Source organism: Streptomyces sp. NPDC002324 (genome assembly GCF_053593335.1).
Genome location: NZ_JBSFCF010000020.1, coordinates 125,857 through 142,865, shown reverse-complemented (window position 1 = coordinate 142,865; position 17,009 = coordinate 125,857). Strand labels below are relative to the sequence as shown.

Below are 17,009 nucleotides of genomic sequence, written 5' to 3'. Positions count from 1 at the left end.
CGCAACTCGCCTCGAACGTAACCGTTCGGCTGTTTCGCGCACCGGTGAATCCTGCCGTGCGACGGCCCTACGCCCTTGACAGCCGCATGTTTCATTGCCGACACATCGGGCCGGGTCCGGCGGATTGTGTTGCTGCGGACCGCCGACACGCCATAGAGTCGCCAGCTGTCGGCATGGTGCCACGCTGACCTATCTAGAAGTTTCCTGGTCACCAAGGAGGTAAGACGACTTGTGAATGAGTCGACATTTACTCCCGGGGGTGGTCAACCAGGAATGCCTGCGCCGGTCTCGGGTCCCATGGGGTTCGCGGCTGTCGGCTCGGTCGCTGTCCGCACCTTCGCGGCCCACCAGAGTCAGCAGCCGGCCGGGCTAACTCCGCCAGCACACCAGAGCATGGATGGCCAACACGTGAACGCCATGGCCGGCGACGGAAGTGGCGGTGTCCACAACCACTTCGCCGACTACGACGAGCTGCCCGACGGGCACTTCTACGACCCCGACGCCGAGTACGAGCCCGATCCGGAGTACGCGGCCACGCTCGCGCCCGACGCGGCCCGCCAGCGCCGCGAGCGCATCGGTCCGACCGGTCGCCCGCTGCCGTACTTCCCGATCCCGGGCCCGCTGACCGACCACGGTCCCGCGAAGATCATCGCGATGTGCAACCAGAAGGGCGGCGTCGGCAAGACGACGTCGACCATCAACCTGGGGGCCGCGCTCGCGGAGTACGGCCGCCGGGTCCTGCTCGTCGACTTCGACCCGCAGGGCGCCCTCTCGGTCGGCCTCGGTGTGAACCCGATGGAGCTCGACCTCACGGTCTACAACCTGCTCATGGAGCGGGGCATGTCGGCGGACGAGGTCCTGCTGAAGACCGCGGTTCCCAACATGGACCTGCTGCCGAGCAACATCGACCTGTCGGCGGCCGAGGTCCAGCTGGTCTCCGAGGTCGCGCGCGAGTCCACGCTGCAGCGGGCGCTCAAGCCGCTGCTGGCCGACTACGACTACATCGTGATCGACTGTCAGCCCTCGCTCGGCCTGCTCACCGTGAACGCCCTGACGGCCGCCCACAAGGTGATAGTTCCCCTGGAGTGCGAGTTCTTCGCACTGCGCGGGGTCGCGCTGCTGACGGAGACCATCGAGAAGGTCCAGGAGCGGCTCAACCCCGACCTGGAGCTCGACGGCATCCTGGCCACCATGTACGACTCTCGCACCGTGCACAGCCGTGAGGTTCTCGCGCGCGTCGTCGAGGCGTTCGACGAGCACGTCTACCACACGGTCATCGGGCGCACGGTCCGCTTCCCGGAGACCACGGTCGCCGGTGAGCCGATCACCACGTACGCCTCCAACTCCGTCGGCGCCGCCGCCTACCGCCAGCTCGCCAGGGAGGTGCTCGCCCGGTGTCACGCCGAGTGAGTCTGCCGGGGGCCGACGAACTCTTCCGTACGACAGGGGGAATGGCGCTGCAGCCGTCCACTCCCCGGCGGGGGGCCAACGGAGAAGCCCGTGTGCCCGCTCCCGCCGGGGACAGCGACGGGGCCGCCGCCGCGGAGGACGCTCCACCGTCCGTGCCCGTACGGGGCGGTGACGGCGAGGGGGCCGAGCATGTGGCCGCGGACGCCGAGTCCGACGGCGAACAGCCGCGCAGCCGCTCCGCCGCCGCCGGTGCCGAGCGGGCCGCCGCGGCCGGACGTCTGCCGAAGCCGCAGGAAGGTTCAGCCGCCGCGCCCCGCAAGAAGGGGCGGGCCTCCGGGCGCCGGCCCAGCGGGCGGGAGCGGCACGACGAGAAGATCACCGTGTACGTCTCCGCCGAGGAGCTCATGGATCTCGAACACGCGCGGCTGGTGCTGCGCGGGGAGCACGGGCTGGCCGTGGACCGCGGGCGGATCGTGCGGGAGGCCGTCGCCGTGGTGCTGGCGGATCTGGAGTCCCGGGGAGACGCGAGCATCCTCGTCCGACGGCTTCGTGGGCGGTAGGGGTAGCCTGCGGGGGCTATGACCTCGTTCGACTCCTCTGGCCCGGCTTCCGGTGGTTCTGCCGGTCGTCGCCGTGCGCTGGGTCGGGGGCCGTCGGCTCCGCCGGTCGAGCAGGTTGAGCCGGTTGAGCCGGTTGAGCAGGCTGAGCCGGTAGAGGCTTCGTCGTCGGCCGACGACGGTGGGTCGCACGCGGTGGAAGCGGAAGAGGCGTTCTCCGCCGAGGAGGCACTCACCGCCGTCGAGCCCCAGGAGCCGGACGAGCCCGACGACGGGGTCTTCAAGGTCCGGCTGGCCAATTTCGAGGGTCCCTTCGATCTCCTCCTCCAGCTGATCTCCAAGCACAAGCTGGACGTCACCGAGGTCGCGCTCTCCAAGGTCACCGACGAGTTCATGGCGCACATCCGGGCGATGGGGCCGGACTGGGACCTGGACGAGACGACCGAGTTCCTCGTCGTCGCCGCCACCCTCCTGGACCTGAAGGCGGCGCGGCTGCTGCCCGCCGCCGAGGTCGAGGACGAGGCGGATCTCGCGCTCCTCGAAGCCCGGGACCTCCTCTTCGCCCGGCTGCTGCAGTACCGCGCGTACAAACAGATCGCGGAGATCTTCAACCGGCGGCTGGACGAGGAGGCGCGGCGGTATCCGCGGACCGTCGGGCTGGAGGCGCAGTACGCGGAGCTGCTGCCCGAGGTGGTCATCAGTATCGGGGCGGAAGGATTCGCCAGGCTGGCCGTGAAGGCGATGCAGCCGAAGCCCAAGCCGCAGGTGTACGTCGACCACATCCACGCGCCGCTGGTGAGCGTGCAGGAACAGGCTGGGATCGTCGTCGCCCGGCTGCGGGTGCTGGGGGAGGCGTCGTTCCGGGTGCTCGTCGAGGACACCGACGACACCCTCACCGTCGTCGCCCGCTTCCTCGCGCTGCTGGAGCTGTACCGGGAGAAGGCCGTGGCCCTCGACCAGGAGACGGCACTCGGGGATCTGCTCGTGCGGTGGACCGGTGGGGACGGGGGCGCGGAGCCCGTGGTCACCGACGAGTTCGACCGGCCGCCCGAGCCGCCGGAGCCGCCAAAGTCGCCAAAGTCGCCGGAGTCGCCCGAGGAGGAGAAGGCGTGAGCGAGGAGAGAGCCGGCGGGCCCGGGGGCCCGCGCACCGTCGCCGACCTCGACCTCAAGCCCGCCCTGGAGGCCGTCCTCATGGTCGTGGACGAGCCCGCGACGGTGGAGCACCTGTCGAAGATCCTGGAGCGCCCCAAGCGGCAGATCGCCAAGGCGCTCAGGGAACTGGCCGACGACTACGCGGTACAGGGGCGTGGTTTCGAGCTGCGGCTGATCGCCGGGGGCTGGCGGTACTACACCCGGCCCGAGTACGCCGCCGCCGTCGAGCGGTTCGTGCTGGACGGTCAGCAGGCCCGGCTGACCCAGGCCGCGCTGGAGACGCTGGCCGTGGTCGCGTACCGGCAGCCGGTGAGCCGGAGCAGGGTCTCCGCCGTGCGCGGAGTGAACTGCGACGGGGTCATGCGCACCCTCCTCCAACGGGGTCTGGTCGAGGAGGCGGGCGCGGAACCCGAAACAGGTGCGATCCTGTACAGGACGACGAACTACTTTCTGGAGCGGATGGGCCTGCGCGGCCTGGACGAGCTCCCGGAGCTCGCGCCCTTCCTCCCGGAGGCTGAGGCGATCGAGGCCGAGACACTGGAGGGGGTCCCGTCGTTCGATCCGGACGCCCCGGATTCCGAGGACGCAGACGACAAGACGGAACTTTGATGCGAAGCAGCAGCGGCAGGAACAGCAGCGGAAACAACGGCGGGAGCCGTGGTGGCAACAGCGGCGGCCGCGGCGGGAGCAGCGGTGGCCGCGGCGGGAGCAGCGGTGGCCGTGGTAACAACCGCGGTGCCGGGAACGACCGCGACGACAGGCAGGGCGGCAGGCCGAAGAACCCGCGCCCGGAGGAGCGGCGCTACGACGTGGGCCCCGGCGCCTCCCCGGAGGGGCCGAAGTCGGGCCGCGGCGCGTCCGCGCGCGGTGGCGCCAAGGGCGGCCCCAAGCAGTCCCCGGGCAGCGGGCGGGGCCGGTGGGCCCCGGCGACCTCCCGCGAGTACGACGCGCGGGCGGAGGAGCGCAACCGGGAGCGGTACGCGGGCAAGAAGGACGTCAAGCTGCCCAAGACCTTCCCCGGCGCCGAGCAGGAGGGCGAGCGGCTGCAGAAGATCCTCGCGCGCGCGGGCTACGGCTCCCGGCGCGCCTGCGAGGAGCTGATCGAGCAGGCGCGGGTCGAGGTCAACGGCGAGATCGTGCTGGAGCAGGGAAAGCGTGTCGACCCGGAGAAGGACGAGGTCAAGGTCGACGGGCTGACGGTCGCGACCCAGTCGTACCAGTTCTTCTCGCTGAACAAGCCGGCCGGTGTCGTGTCCACGATGGAGGACAACGAGGGCCGTCAGTGCCTCGGCGACTACGTGACCAACCGCGAGACCCGGCTCTTCCACGTCGGACGGCTCGACACCGAGACCGAGGGCGTCATCCTGCTCACCAACCACGGTGAACTGGCGCACCGCCTGACGCACCCCAAGTACGGCGTGAAGAAGGTCTACCTCGCGCACATCGTGGGCCCGATCCCGCGTGACCTGGGCAAGCAGCTCAAGGACGGCATCCAGCTGGAGGACGGGTACGCGCGCGCGGACCACTTCCGGGTCGTGCAGCAGACCGGCAAGAACTACCTCGTCGAGGTCACCCTGCACGAGGGGCGCAAGCACATCGTGCGCCGGATGCTGGCGGAGGCCGGTTTCCCGGTCGACAAGCTGGTGCGCGTGGCCTTCGGGCCGATCACCCTCGGCGACCAGAAGTCCGGCTGGCTGCGCCGGCTGTCGAACACCGAGGTCGGGATGCTGATGCAGGAGGTCGACCTCTAGGTCCACCGCCGCGTACGAGCAGTGGGGCCGGTCCCGGGTTTGCCTTCGGGGGCGGCCCTTTGCCGTTCCCGGTGCCGGTCTTGGCGTTCCTTTCCCCGTAAAAGGGTTGTGCCGTCACGCCCCGTCCTTTTATAGTCGTTCTGACTATTAGTCACGGTGACCATAAAGAGGGTGGTGGACATGACCTCACCGGCGGGCTACGACAAGCACGCGTACGAACCCTTCGCCGTCACCGTCGACCTGGCCGTCTTCACCGTCCGCGCGGGCACCCTCCAGGTGCTGCTCGTCGAACGCGGGCAGGAACCGTACGAGGGCCGCTGGGCGCTGCCGGGCGGGTTCGTGCTGCCGGGCGAGTCCGCGGAGGAGGCCGCCTGGCGCGAACTCGCGGAGGAGACCGGGGTCTCGGACGTGCCCGGCCTCCACCTGGAGCAGCTGCGGACCTACAGCGAACCGGGGAGGGACCCGCGGATGCGGGTCGTCACCGTCGCGTTCGCCGCGCTGTTCCCGGACCCGCCCGTCCCGCACGGCGGCGGCGACGCGGCCCAGGCCCAGTGGCTGAGGTTCAACGCCATCGGTCCGCTCGCCTTCGACCACGACCGCATCCTCGCCGACGCCCACGAACGCGTCGGCGCCAAGCTGGAGTACACCTGTCTCGCCACCTCCTTCTGTCCGCCCGAGTTCACCCTCGGCGAGCTGCAGCAGGTCTACGAGACCGTGTGGGGCACTCCGATCGACCGGCCCAACTTCCGGCGCAAGGTGCTGGCCACGCCGGGCTTCGTCGAACAGGTGCCCGGCGCCGCCCGCCTGACCGGCGGTCGCGGCAAGCCCGCCGCGCTGTACCGAGCGGGCGGGGCCACCGCCCTGCACCCGCCCCTGCTGCGACCCACCACGGAAGGACGGCCCTGATGACCATGACGCTGCGTACGAAGCGCTCCGCCACCGGATCCCTGCTCGGTCTCGCCCTCGGAGACGCCCTCGGTTTCCCGACGGAGTTCAGCGACGTCCCCTCGATCCTCGCCAAGTGCGGGCCCTGGCGGAAGATGGCGCTGCCGAAGCCCGCGATCGTCACCGACGACACCCAGATGACGCTGGCCCTCGGGCACGGGCTGCGCGCGGCCATGGACCGGGGGTCGCTCGGCCCCGAGACCCTGGAACGCGCCGTCCGCAAGGAGTTCGTGGAGTGGTCCCGCTCCCCGGAGAACAACCGCGCCCCCGGTCACACCTGCCTGGTCGCCTGCGACCTCCTCGCGGTCGAGCGTCACCCCTGGCAGTTCGCCAGCCAGATCCACTCCAAGGGCTGCGGCGCCAACATGCGGGTCGCCCCGCTCGGTCTGATCGGCCCGCTCAGTGACGAACAGCGCGCGGGCGCCGCCCAGTTGCAGGCCGCCCTCACCCACGGCCACCCCACCGCCCTCGCCGCGTCCGACCTCACCGCCCACGCGATACGCCTGCTGTCCCAGGGCGCCGACCCGATGGGCCTCGTCGGCCGGCTGCGGTCGTACGCCTACGAGAACCGCGCCCACTACCACGCGCGCTGGCTCGGCGACCTGTGGACCTACAGCCAGGACCCCTCGCCCGAGCACTACATCTCCCGGGGCTGGGACGAGTGCCTGGAGGCCCTGGACCGTCTCCAGCAGGCCCTGCGGCTCCCCTCGCCCGAGACCGACCCGTGCGCGGCCACGGGGGAGGGCTGGATCGCCGAGGAGGCCCTCACCACCGGGCTGCTGTGCTTCCTGCTCTTCGTCGACGAGCCCGTCACCGCGCTGCGCCGCGCCGCCTGCACCTCGGGCGACTCCGACTCCATCGCCTGTCTCGCCGGGGCCTTCGCGGGCGCCTACCACGGTCCGGACGTCTGGCCCGCCGAGTGGGCCGACCGGATCGAGTACCAGGGCGATCTCGTGTCGCTGGGGGCTCTCTGGGACGCTTGAGGGATGACCGACGCCCTCGACATCGACCTGGCCCCCGTGGTCGCCGAGCAGCCCCACCCGCTGCTCTTCGCGACCGTCTCCGGAGCCCACCTGTACGGCTTCCCCTCGCGCGACTCGGACGTCGACCTGCGCGGTGTGCATCTGCTGCCCGCGGCCGAACTGGTCGGGCTGCGCGAGCCGGAGGAGACCCGGTCGCGGATGTGGGACCGGGACGGCGTCGAGCTGGACCTCGTCACGCACGACCTGCGCAAGTTCGCCCGGCTGATGCTGCGCCGCAACGGCTATGTGCTGGAGCAGCTGCTCTCCCCGCTCGTCGTGCACACCGGCGAGACACACCGCGAACTCGTCGCGCTCGCCCCCGGGGTCCTCACCCGGCACCACGCCCACCACTACCGGGGGTTCGCCACCACGCAGTGGCGGCTCTTCGAGAAGACCGGCGAACTCAAGCCGCTGCTCTACACGTTCCGGGTGCTGCTCACCGGCATCCACCTCATGCGCAGCGGCGAGGTGCAGGCCCATCTGCCCACCCTGGTGCCGGAGATCGACGAGGCCCCCGCCTATCTGCCGGACCTCGTCGCGGCGAAGGCGGCCGAGGAGCACGGCAAGGCGGACGTCGACCAGGAGCGCGTGGCGGCGGACGTGGAGCGGCTCCAGGGGGTGCTGGAGGAGGAACAGGCCCTGTCGGTGCTGCCCGAGCACCCGGCCGCGTACGACGCCCTGCACGACTTCGTCGTCCGCGTCCGGCTGGAGGGCCTGAAGGGCTGAGGTGATCCGCGGGGCCGAGGCCCCGCGCGCCACGGGATGCCGCCCCGGCGCAAGGATTTCGCGCGGCTCGACGATCCCGCGCGGCTCGACGATCCCGCGTGGCTCGACGATCCCGCGCGGCTCAACGATCCCGTGCGGTGCGCAGGGCCGACGCGCGCCGGGTCCGTACGACGAAGTCCTCGACCCTGGCCAGGTCCGGGTCCGCCGGCAGGGGGCTGCGGTCCGCCGCGTCGGCGGCCTCCGTGGCCAGCCGGGCCATCCAGGTCTCGACCCGGGCCCACGGCACCTCGCCGCGTTTCACCGCCAGCAGGGGCTCGCGCTGATCGCCCACGTCCACGGTCAGCTCGCCCGTGCGCAGCAGGTCCCGGCAGCTCATCAGCAGGCGGAGCAGATGCATCGCGTGCTTCCAGCGGGGGGCGCCGTGGGTGCGGGCGTCCGCGTCGAGCTTCTTGCGCTGGCCGAGGGCGTAGCGGGCGAACGTCTCGTGGGCCCTGCGGGACAGGAACGCCCCACGCAGGGCGAGCAGTTCACGGCCCGTGGCGTCGACGTGCTCCACCAGGGGGGAGTGCAGGCACTCCAGGATGTTGGGGTTGGCGCGCAGGGCCAGATGGCAGAAGCGCTCCAGCTCCCAGCCGAACTGCTCCTCCGCGGGGCCCTCCACGTGTGTGGGCGGCTTCTCGAAGCGCCAGAACAGCTCGGTGGGGGCCAGGAAGACGCCCCGCCGGTCCGTGTCGCTGTCGTCCGTCGCGAGACCGAAGGCCCGCGACCCCATCACGCAGGCGTAGATCGTGTGGTCGCGGACCAGATCGTGCGGGTGCGGGGGCTGCATGCCCGGAGCGTACGGGGTGGATCAAGGCCGCAGAATCGAATTTCCCGCGACGGTGATCTTCTCCGCGGGCAGCGGCTCGGTGGCCGGTCCGTGGACCACGGCCCCGTCCGCGACCTTGAACTTGCTGCCGTGGCACGCGCAGTCGATCGTGCCGTCCGAGACGCTGCTGACGATGCAGCCCATGTGGGTGCAGACCGCCGAGAAGGCCTTGAAGTCGCCCTCCGCGGGCTGCGTCACGACGATCTTCTGCTCGTCGAAGATCTTGCCGCCGCCCACCGGGATGTCAGCCGTCTTCGCCAGTTCCTCGCCGCCGTCCGCGGCGGTGTCCCCGGGGGAGGACCGCTCCGCGGTGTCGCCGCCTTCGTCCCCGCCGCACCCCATGAGCAGCGCCGCCGTGCCCGCCGCGCCGGTGGCCAGCACCGTGCGCCGCGTGGAACCCATCGTCATGTCGTCACTCCGAACGTGCGGAAGAACCAGAGGGCGGAGGACAGCCAGACGACCGTGAGCGCGGTGAAGACGAGACCGCCGACGATCGGCAGGAGCCAGCCGGGGAGTCGCTCCGAACGGAGCAGCAGCATCTTCGCACTGAATCCACCGAAGAAGAAGCAACCCAGGAGAGAGTGCCACAAAACGCGTGTTTCGTACGTCTGGAAGCCGAGGGCGTACAGACAGTGCACCGCCACCGGCACCGCGAGCAGGAACGCCGCCCGCCCCGACCAGCGGTGCAGCACCCCCGACCACCTCGGGCCCGGCAGCCTGCCGTACATCACCAGCGCCGACGTCAGCTGCACCAGCGCGAAGCCGAACGCGGCCGTCGCCAGCCATGACTTCACCGCGCCCGTGCTGCTGAAGCCCGCGAGGTTGAACGCGGTGCCCGCCGGGTCGTGCGCCCTGCCGTAGGCCCCGAGGGCGACCGCCACCGCGCAGGCCACCCCCGCCGGCACCAGGTAGCGGGAGGCGCCGGCGGGGGTGCGCGCCGGGGTGGGCGGGGAGGGGAAGTCCTGGGTCGCGGCGTTCGGATCGACGGTCATGAGCTGCCCTTCGGGGTGACGGGGCGGGCCGTGAGCTGTTCTCCGTCGACCGTCACCGTGCCGGTTTCGGGGTCGATCTTCGGAGCCGCGGCGGGCTTGCCGTCGCGTTTGAGGATGCCGACCTGACGGCCGTCCGGCAGCACGATCCAGCCGCCGTCGACCCTGGCCCCGCGTACGTTGCCGGTCGCGCGGTACAGCCCCGAGGGCTCGGCGGTCCTCGGTGCCGTGAACCCGTACTCGTGACCGGCGATGTCGACCGTGCCGGTGACCCTCCCGCCCTTCAGGGTGCCGTTCAGCTCGGCGCCGTCCCCGCCCGTGAGCCGCATGCCGCCGTCGTCCCGTACGTCGCCCTTGAGCCATGCCTCCTTGTCGCGGCCGTCGCAGAAGTAGGCGACCGCCCTGCCGTCGCGCAGGGTCACCGCGACGGCGGCCGAGTCGTCGTCGGTGCGGCCCGCGTAGTCGGCGTCGGCCGGCGGGGCGGGGGCCGGTGACGGCGAGGTCTTCGTCGATGGGCTCGGCGGCGGGCTCGGTGGCGGGCTCGGGGACGCCGAGGCGGGCGGTGGGTCGTTCGTGGTGGACGCCGAGCCGGCGCGGGTCCCCGTCGTCGCGTTGAGCGACAGCATGAACAGGGCCAGCAACAGCCCGCCGAGAAGGGTGAGAAGTGGTCCGGAGCGCTTCATGGGAGCCTCCCCCGAGGCGTGGCGCGGACGGCCTCCTTCATGGAAGCGGACGCACGGGACGCCGTCCAGGGGCGTACCGGGGTGTTTCGACCCAAGTGGCGGGACAGTGACGTTCGCATGACATTGTCCGGGTCTGCGGCGGTGATCCGCCCTCGTGGTCGTCTTTCGGCCAGGCTTTTCGGCAGGCGGGCGTCGCGCACCGGCCCGGGGCGGGTGACTAGGCTGGTCGTACTAGGCCGGGATGTACAGCAGTGAGGAGCAGAGCCGTGGCGGTACGAGCGGTCCGGGGCGCCGTCCAACTCGAACGGGACGAGGCGGGGCACATGGACGAGCAGGTGGGCGAGCTGCTCACCGCGGTCCTGGAGCGCAACGGGCTCACCCCGGACGACCTGATCAGCATCTGGTTCACGGCCACCCCCGACCTGCACAGCGACTTCCCGGCCGCCGCCGCGCGCAAGCTCGGCATCGTCGACGTCCCGCTGATCTGCGCGCAGGAGCTGGACATAGAGGGCGCTCTGCCCCGGGTCGTACGCATCCTCGCGCACATAGAGTCGGACCGGCCGCGCTCGGACATCGCGCACGTGTACCTGGGGGCCGCGGCCACGCTCCGCAAGGACATCGCCCAGTGAGAACCGCACTCGTCATCGGCACCGGGCTGATCGGCACCTCCGCCGCCCTCGCCCTGGCCCAGCGCGGTGTCACCGTCCACCTCGCCGACCACGACCCCGAGCAGGCCCGTACGGCCGCCGCGCTGGGCGCCGGCACCGACGAGGCGCCCGGGGGCCCGGTGGACCTCGCGATCATCGCGGCCCCGCCCGCGCACGTGGCCGCGACCCTCGCCGACGCCATGCGCCGGGGTCTCGCGCGCGGCTACCTCGACGTGGCCTCCGTCAAGGGCGGCCCCCGCCGTGAGCTGGAGGAGCTGGGCCTCGACCTCACCTGCTACATCGGCTCGCACCCCATGTCGGGCCGGGAGAAGTCCGGTCCGCTGGCCGCCACCGGTGACCTGTTCGAGGGCCGGCCCTGGGTGCTCACCCCCACCCGGGACACCGACACCGAGGTCCTGAACCTCGCCCTGGAGCTGGTCTCGCACTGCCGGGCCGTCCCGGTGGTCATGGACGCGGACACCCACGACCGGGCCGTGGCCCTGGTCTCGCACATGCCGCACCTGGTGTCCAGCCTGGTCGCCGCGCGGCTGGAGCACGCGGACGAGTCGGCGGTACGGCTGTGCGGGCAGGGCATCCGGGACGTGACCCGGATCGCGGCCTCCGACCCGCGCATGTGGATCGACATCCTCTCCGCCAACCCCGGCCCGGTCGCCGATCTCCTCACCGACGTCTCCGCCGACCTCGACGAGACCGTCCAGGCCCTGCGCGCCCTCCAGGCCGGCGACGAGGCCAAGCGCCGCGAGGGCATCACCGGCATCGAGGACGTCCTGCGCCGCGGCAACGCGGGCCAGGTCCGCGTCCCCGGCAAGCACGGGTCCGCGCCACGGGTCTACGAGGTGGTGGCGGTACTGATCGACGACCAGCCGGGCCAGCTGGCCCGCATCTTCGCCGACGCGGGCGCCGCCGGCATCAACGTCGAGGACGTCCGCATCGAGCACGCCACCGGGCAGCAGGCCGGTCTGGTGCAGTTGATGGTGGAGCCGAAGGCGGCGGTGGTGTTGACGGGGGCGTTGCGGGAGCGGGGCTGGGCGATCCGGCAGTAGGGGCGGTGGGTCGGCGGTCGGAGGCCGGCGCAGCCGTCCCGCTGCCCGGGAGGCGCCTTGGCGCCGAGTGGTGCGAGGGTGGCGTCGGGGGTCGGTCGTCCGCATCGAGCACGCCACCGGGCAGCAGGCCGGTCTGGTGCAGTTGATGGTGGAGCCGAAGGCGGCGGTGGTGTTGACGGGGGCGTTGCGGGAGCGGGGCTGGGCGATCCGGCAGTAGGGGGCGGTGGGTCGGCGGTCGGAGGCCGGCGCAGCCGTCCCGCTGCCCGGGAGGCGCCTTGGCGCCGAGTGGTGCGAGGGTGGCGTCGGGGGTCGGTCGTCCGCATCGAGCACGCCACCGGGCAGCAGGCTGGTCTGGTGCAGTTGATGGTGGAGCCGAAGGCGGCGGTGGTGTTGACGGGGGCGTTGCGGGAGCGGGGCTGGGCGATCCGGCAGTAGGGCCCGGTGGCCGTGGGGGTCGGGGCGGTGGTAGGGAGGGCCGGACGGGTCATCCGCACCCAGTACCCTTGTCCGGGGCGCCTTCCGTCCCGCCCCACCACCTCGGACCAGGAAAGGTGCTCCCCAGTGGAACGCGCCACAGTGATCGTTGCCATCGACGGCCCCTCCGGCACGGGCAAGTCGAGCACCTCGAAGGCCGTGGCCGCGCAGCTCGGGCTGAGCTACCTGGACACGGGCGCCCAGTACCGGGCGATCACCTGGTGGATGGTCAACAACGGCATCGACATAGAAGACCCCACGGCGATCGCGGCCGTGGCCGGCAAGCCGGACATCGTGTCGGGGACGGACCCGTCCGGGCCGACCATCACCGTCGACGGCACGGATGTCGCCGGGCCGATCCGTACCCAGGAGGTCACCTCCCGGGTCAGCGCGGTCAGCGCCGTCCCCGAGGTGCGGGCGCGGATCACCGAACTGCAGCGGACCATCGCGGCGGACGCCGAGAACGGCATCGTCGTCGAGGGCCGCGACATCGGCACGACCGTACTGCCGGACGCCGACCTGAAGATCTTCCTGACCGCCTCCCCCGAGGCCCGCGCCGCCCGCCGCAGCGGCGAGCTGAAGGGCGCCGACGTCCAGGCGACCCGCGAGGCACTCCTCAAGCGCGACGCGGCCGACTCCAGCCGCAAGACCTCGCCGCTCGCCAAGGCGGACGACGCGGTCGAGGTGGACACCTCGGACCTCACGCTCCAGCAGGTCATCGAGTGCGTGGTCACCCTCGTCGAGGAGAAGCGGGCGGGCAAGTGAGCGAAGCCGCCACGGGCCGGGCCGCGTCGCCCGAGGCTCCCTCGCCGCTCGGCGCCGAGGTGGGCCGGCGTATCGGCGTGGGCCTGATGTACGGGCTGTGGAAGCCGCGCGTGCTGGGCGCCTGGCGGGTCCCCGCGACCGGCCCGGTGATCCTCGCCCCCAACCACTCCCACATCGTCGACGGCCCCATGGTCATCGGCGTGGCGCCCCGGCCCTCGCACTTCCTGGTCAAGAAGGAGGCGTTCGTCGGTCCGCTCGGCCCGTTCATGCGCGCCGTCGGTCAGGTGGAGGTCGACCGCTCGACCGCCGACCGCACCGCCATCACCCGCGCCCTCGCCGTCCTGGCGGGCGGCGGTGTGCTGGGCATCTTCCCGGAGGGCACCCGGGGCGAGGGCGACTTCGCCTCGCTGCGCGCCGGGCTCTCCTACTTCGCCGTGCGCAGCGGAGCGCCGATCGTGCCGGTGGCGGTGCTGGGAAGCACCGAGCGGCGCGGACGGTTGGTCAAGGGGCTGCCCCCGCTGCGCTCCCGCGTCGACGTGGTCTTCGGTGACCCGTTCGAGGCGGGCGACGGCAGCGGACGGCGTACGCGCAAGGCCCTCGACGAGGCGACCGTGCGCATCCAGCAGCAGCTCGGCGCGCACCTGGAGCATGCCCGACGGCTCACCGGCCGCCGGTAAAACGCCGGGCGTCCGGTCGGGCGCTGGGCGACACTGAGTAGTGGATCAGCCGACTACGAGCCGGTCGCTCCACCGATCACCACGATGAACTACGAGGTACGGACTTCATGAACGACCAGTTTCCCTCCGAGCACGAGCACGGAGAGCTTGGCGACGCCGAGTACGCGCAGTTCATGGAGCTCGCCGCGGAAGAGGGCTTCGACATCGAGGACGTCGAGGGCGCGATCGACGAGGCGGGCCACGGACCGCTGCCCGTCCTCGCCGTCGTCGGCCGTCCGAACGTCGGCAAGTCGACGCTCGTGAACCGCATCATCGGCCGCCGTGAGGCGGTCGTCGAGGACAAGCCCGGCGTCACCCGCGACCGCGTCACCTACGAGGCCGAGTGGGCGGGCCGCCGCTTCAAGGTCGTCGACACCGGCGGCTGGGAGCAGGACGTCCTCGGCATCGACGCGTCCGTCGCCGCCCAGGCCGAGTACGCCATCGAGGCCGCCGACGCCGTCGTGTTCGTCGTCGACGCCAAGGTCGGCGTCACCGACACCGACGAGGCCGTCGTCCGGCTGCTCCGCAAGGCCAACAAGCCCGTGGTGCTATGCGCCAACAAGGTCGACGGTCCGAGCGGCGAGGCCGACGCGACCGCTCTGTGGTCCCTCGGCATCGGCGAACCGCACCCGGTCTCCTCGCTGCACGGCCGCGGCACCGGCGACATGCTGGACGCCGTACTGGAGGCACTTCCCGAGGCGCCCGAGCAGAGCTTCGGCACGGCGGTCGGCGGTCCGCGCCGTATCGCCCTGATCGGCCGCCCGAACGTCGGCAAGTCCTCCCTCCTGAACAAGGTGGCGAACGAGGAGCGCGTCGTCGTCAACGAGATCGCGGGCACCACCCGTGACCCGGTCGACGAGCTGATCGAACTCGGCGGTGTCGTCTGGAAGTTCGTCGACACGGCGGGCATCCGCAAGCGCGTCCACCTCCAGCAGGGCGCCGACTACTACGCCTCGCTGCGCACCGCGGCGGCCGTCGAGAAGGCGGAGGTGGCGGTCATCCTCATCGACGCCTCCGAGACCATCTCGGTCCAGGACCAGCGCATCGTGACGATGGCGGTCGAGGCCGGCCGGGCGATGGTCATCGCGTACAACAAGTGGGACACCCTCGACGAGGAGCGCCGCTACTACCTGGAGCGGGAGATCGAGACCGAGTTCGGCCAGGTCGCCTGGGCGCCCCGGGTCAATGTCTCGGCGCGCACCGGCCGGCACATGGAGAAGCTGGTCCCGGCGATCGAGACGGCGCTGGCCGGCTGGGAGACCCGCGTCCCGACGGGCCGTCTGAACGCCTTCCTCGGCGAGCTGGTCGCCGCCCACCCGCACCCGATCCGGGGCGGCAAGCAGCCCCGCATCCTGTTCGGCACCCAGGCCGGCACCAAGCCTCCGCGCTTCGTCCTCTTCGCCTCCGGCTTCATCGAGGCGGGCTACCGCCGCTTCATCGAGCGCCGGCTGCGTGAGGAGTTCGGCTTCGAGGGCACCCCGATCCACATCTCGGTGCGGGTGCGCGAGAAGCGCGGCAAGAAGAAGTAGTCCCACCGTCGCCGGCGCACACGCGTGAGGAGGGCGGCCGTCCGAAGGTCTCGTGACCTCGGGCAGCCGCCCTCCTCAGGTGTCCCTGCGCGCCGCTTCGCGTCTCCTCGTGGTCAGAGACCTCGGCGCGGGTTCGGGGGCAGGGGCGACGGGATGTGGTGCATCCCGGTGTGTCCGGTGGGGATCCGCCCGACCGGCTGCCACACGGCCGCCGTGCCGGACGTGTGGCCGGGCTGGTTCTCGCGCTGGGTGGCGAGGTGACCCGCCGCGTGCCGGGCGGCGTACGAGGCGGAGGTGTACGACCCGGTGGCGCGCGGTCCGCCCGAGCCGTGCGACAGGTTGCCGAAGCCCGTGAACCCCATGTCCTCCTCCCCGTGCCGGTCACCCGGCAGGGTCCGGTAGGTCCTGACCCACTCCGCGTAGAGCGTGTCGTAGATGGGCGTGGACGAAGGGTCCTGGGTCGGCCGCATGGACGGGATCGACTGATAGGACTGGCGGCGGGGAACCTCGTATGCGTGCACGCCTGTGCCAACGACCCCGCCCCGGAAGGGATGCGCTGCCTCAACCATTCAGCCTCCGGGAAGGGATCGCGCCCCGAGGGGGCGGGTCGTCACGGCTTCGGCGGGTGGACGCTCAGGTGCCGGCCAGCGGCAGGGTCGCCGCCACCAGCTTCCCGTTCGCCGCGGCCTTGTCGAGCGCGTCCCGCAGCAGGTCCTCCCGCGGCTGCCGCCCGATCGAGCCCACCGGCGCCGCGAACATCAGCACCTGCTGGTGCTTGTTGGCGGCGGCCCGCCACGCGTCGGCGACCTGCAGCGCCTGGTGGGCCTGCCACCATGCGACCGGTGAACCACCGGTGGTGCCCGGCTGCAGAATGGCGTGCAGCTGACCCATGGCGAGCAGGACCGACCAGCCGTGCAGCACGGGCGGTACGGAGTCGATCTGGGGGAGCGGCATGAAGCCCTGCTCGATGAGCAGCGGCAGGAAGTCGTCGCCGGCGCCGGTCGTGCCGGGGCGGGCGATGGGGGCGGTCGGCTCGACGACCAGCGCCGGGTGCAGCTCGCCGCTGAGCAGGATCAGTCCGCTGGTGACGCCGAGCACGGCCTGCTCGGGCGCGGCCTGGGCCGGGCTGTCCCCGGCGATGGAACGGGCGGCGCCCTGCAACTGCTCCTCGGTGACCTGGACGACCTGGGAGGGCAGACAGGTGGAGTGGGCGAAGGCGAGCACGGCTGTCTCGTCGCCGACGAAGAGGACGGTGCTGGTGCGCTCCTGCTCGGAGTCGCCGGGAGTGCGGCACGACGTGCAGTCGTAGCCGCCGGGGGCGTTCTCTCCGGCGAGCAGCCGGTCGGCCTCTTCGTCGCCGATCTCGGCGCGTACCTCGTCGCTGACCTCGAGCATGCGCGGCACGGGTGGCTCCTCGGGATGCGGTGCGTGTCGGTGCCGGGTGGCGCCCGGCCCCATGAGCGCGGAGGTTCCGGCTCATGCAGAAGACAACGGACGATCTGTGGCCGGAGTCACGCCCGAGGACGAACGGAATCGAACCAACCGCAGCGCAGGGTGAACTCATGGGTGGAATCGGTTACTCCGCGCCAACTTCGCCGAGGTCCGGGGAAGTTGATCCGGTGAGGTGGGTCACAGGCTACGGGGCTCCTTGGTCGACATATCCGGAAATCAGGGAATGAAATGGGTGGCCAGATTTGGCTGCTACTCAC

General features: G+C 71.7%; 19 protein-coding genes and 2 pseudogenes. 15 read left to right on the top strand and 6 right to left on the bottom strand.

Features of this window, described 5'->3' with window-relative positions:
* The first annotated feature begins 273 nt into the window (after nucleotides 1-273).
* From ACWCRJ_RS25285 to ACWCRJ_RS25250, 8 genes are all read left to right on the top strand, one after another.
* Complete coding sequence (locus ACWCRJ_RS25285) at nucleotides 274-1,410, top strand: ParA family protein (RefSeq protein ID WP_450941418.1); 1,137 nt, start codon at nucleotides 274-276, stop codon at nucleotides 1,408-1,410.
* Nucleotides 1,395-1,970 carry a hypothetical protein gene (locus ACWCRJ_RS25280; RefSeq protein WP_450941417.1) on the top strand — a complete coding sequence of 192 codons (576 nt, stop codon included), beginning with the start codon at nucleotides 1,395-1,397 and terminating at the stop codon, nucleotides 1,968-1,970. The genes ACWCRJ_RS25285 and ACWCRJ_RS25280 overlap by 16 nt, the downstream gene beginning before the upstream one ends.
* A gap of 18 nt (nucleotides 1,971-1,988) precedes the next feature.
* Nucleotides 1,989-3,080 carry a segregation and condensation protein A gene (locus ACWCRJ_RS25275; RefSeq protein WP_450941416.1) on the top strand — a complete coding sequence of 364 codons (1,092 nt, stop codon included), beginning with the start codon at nucleotides 1,989-1,991 and terminating at the stop codon, nucleotides 3,078-3,080.
* Complete coding sequence (gene scpB, locus ACWCRJ_RS25270; protein ID WP_046916263.1) at nucleotides 3,077-3,730, top strand: SMC-Scp complex subunit ScpB; 654 nt, start codon at nucleotides 3,077-3,079, stop codon at nucleotides 3,728-3,730. Before ACWCRJ_RS25275 ends, scpB begins: the two co-directional genes overlap by 4 nt.
* Nucleotides 3,730-4,872 carry a pseudouridine synthase gene (locus ACWCRJ_RS25265; protein ID WP_450941415.1) on the top strand — a complete coding sequence of 381 codons (1,143 nt, stop codon included), beginning with the start codon at nucleotides 3,730-3,732 and terminating at the stop codon, nucleotides 4,870-4,872. Before scpB ends, ACWCRJ_RS25265 begins: the two co-directional genes overlap by 1 nt.
* 180 nt (nucleotides 4,873-5,052) lie before the next feature.
* Entirely contained in the window at nucleotides 5,053-5,778 is a 726-nt protein-coding gene (locus tag ACWCRJ_RS25260) for an NUDIX hydrolase (RefSeq protein WP_020114365.1), read from the top strand.
* Nucleotides 5,778-6,800: an ADP-ribosylglycohydrolase family protein gene (locus ACWCRJ_RS25255; protein WP_450941414.1), complete on the top strand. Its 1,023-nt coding sequence runs from the start codon at nucleotides 5,778-5,780 to the stop codon at nucleotides 6,798-6,800. Before ACWCRJ_RS25260 ends, ACWCRJ_RS25255 begins: the two co-directional genes overlap by 1 nt.
* Nucleotides 6,801-6,803: 3 nt before the next feature.
* Nucleotides 6,804-7,565 (top strand): nucleotidyltransferase domain-containing protein, encoded by a 762-nt coding sequence (locus ACWCRJ_RS25250; RefSeq protein ID WP_450941413.1) that lies wholly within the window; start codon nucleotides 6,804-6,806, stop codon nucleotides 7,563-7,565.
* A 121-nt stretch (nucleotides 7,566-7,686) separates the two neighbouring features.
* Here ACWCRJ_RS25250 and ACWCRJ_RS25245 read toward each other — a convergent pair whose 3' ends face one another.
* From ACWCRJ_RS25245 to ACWCRJ_RS25230, 4 genes are read right to left on the bottom strand one after another with little or no spacing between them, the layout of a single operon-like run.
* Nucleotides 7,687-8,394: a nucleotidyltransferase domain-containing protein gene (locus ACWCRJ_RS25245; protein ID WP_450941412.1), complete on the bottom strand. Its 708-nt coding sequence runs from the start codon at nucleotides 8,392-8,394 to the stop codon at nucleotides 7,687-7,689.
* 21 nt (nucleotides 8,395-8,415) lie between these two features.
* A complete protein-coding gene (locus ACWCRJ_RS25240; protein ID WP_450941411.1) occupies nucleotides 8,416-8,841 on the bottom strand; it encodes a Rieske (2Fe-2S) protein in 426 nt (141 codons plus the stop codon).
* Complete coding sequence (locus tag ACWCRJ_RS25235) at nucleotides 8,838-9,425, bottom strand: DUF6529 family protein (RefSeq protein ID WP_450941410.1); 588 nt, start codon at nucleotides 9,423-9,425, stop codon at nucleotides 8,838-8,840. The genes ACWCRJ_RS25240 and ACWCRJ_RS25235 overlap by 4 nt, the downstream gene beginning before the upstream one ends.
* Entirely contained in the window at nucleotides 9,422-10,105 is a 684-nt protein-coding gene (locus ACWCRJ_RS25230; protein ID WP_450941409.1) for a hypothetical protein, read from the bottom strand. The genes ACWCRJ_RS25235 and ACWCRJ_RS25230 overlap by 4 nt, the downstream gene beginning before the upstream one ends.
* Nucleotides 10,106-10,371: 266 nt before the next feature.
* Between ACWCRJ_RS25230 and aroH the strand changes: the two genes are divergently transcribed.
* The 7 genes and pseudogenes from aroH to der all read left to right on the top strand — a co-directional run bounded on the left by aroH (nucleotide 10,372) and on the right by der (nucleotide 15,300).
* The gene (gene aroH, locus ACWCRJ_RS25225) at nucleotides 10,372-10,734 is read left to right on the top strand and encodes a chorismate mutase (protein ID WP_450941408.1); all 363 of its coding nucleotides are present in this window, start codon (nucleotides 10,372-10,374) and stop codon (nucleotides 10,732-10,734) included.
* Nucleotides 10,731-11,816, top strand: coding sequence for a prephenate dehydrogenase (locus ACWCRJ_RS25220; RefSeq protein WP_450941407.1), 1,086 nt, complete (start codon nucleotides 10,731-10,733; stop codon nucleotides 11,814-11,816). Before aroH ends, ACWCRJ_RS25220 begins: the two co-directional genes overlap by 4 nt.
* Nucleotides 11,817-11,913: 97 nt before the next feature.
* Nucleotides 11,914-12,033 (top strand): annotated as a pseudogene (locus ACWCRJ_RS25215) (prephenate dehydrogenase); the annotation flags it as partial.
* A 98-nt stretch (nucleotides 12,034-12,131) separates the two neighbouring features.
* A pseudogene (locus ACWCRJ_RS25210) lies at nucleotides 12,132-12,251 on the top strand (prephenate dehydrogenase); the annotation flags it as partial.
* Nucleotides 12,252-12,377: 126 nt separating this feature from the next.
* The gene (gene cmk / locus ACWCRJ_RS25205; RefSeq protein WP_450941406.1) at nucleotides 12,378-13,055 is read left to right on the top strand and encodes a (d)CMP kinase; all 678 of its coding nucleotides are present in this window, start codon (nucleotides 12,378-12,380) and stop codon (nucleotides 13,053-13,055) included.
* Nucleotides 13,052-13,732 (top strand): lysophospholipid acyltransferase family protein, encoded by a 681-nt coding sequence (locus ACWCRJ_RS25200; protein ID WP_450941405.1) that lies wholly within the window; start codon nucleotides 13,052-13,054, stop codon nucleotides 13,730-13,732. The genes cmk and ACWCRJ_RS25200 overlap by 4 nt, the downstream gene beginning before the upstream one ends.
* A gap of 107 nt (nucleotides 13,733-13,839) precedes the next feature.
* Nucleotides 13,840-15,300, top strand: a complete 1,461-nt coding sequence (der, locus tag ACWCRJ_RS25195; RefSeq protein ID WP_046919878.1) for a ribosome biogenesis GTPase Der — start codon at nucleotides 13,840-13,842, stop codon at nucleotides 15,298-15,300.
* A gap of 113 nt (nucleotides 15,301-15,413) precedes the next feature.
* On the opposite strand, the gene ACWCRJ_RS25190 is transcribed toward der, so the two are convergent.
* The gene (locus tag ACWCRJ_RS25190) at nucleotides 15,414-15,770 is read right to left on the bottom strand and encodes a hypothetical protein (RefSeq protein WP_046919877.1); all 357 of its coding nucleotides are present in this window, start codon (nucleotides 15,768-15,770) and stop codon (nucleotides 15,414-15,416) included.
* A 163-nt stretch (nucleotides 15,771-15,933) separates the two neighbouring features.
* A complete protein-coding gene (locus ACWCRJ_RS25185; RefSeq protein WP_020114366.1) occupies nucleotides 15,934-16,704 on the bottom strand; it encodes a hypothetical protein in 771 nt (256 codons plus the stop codon).
* Nucleotides 16,705-17,009 lie beyond the last annotated feature (305 nt).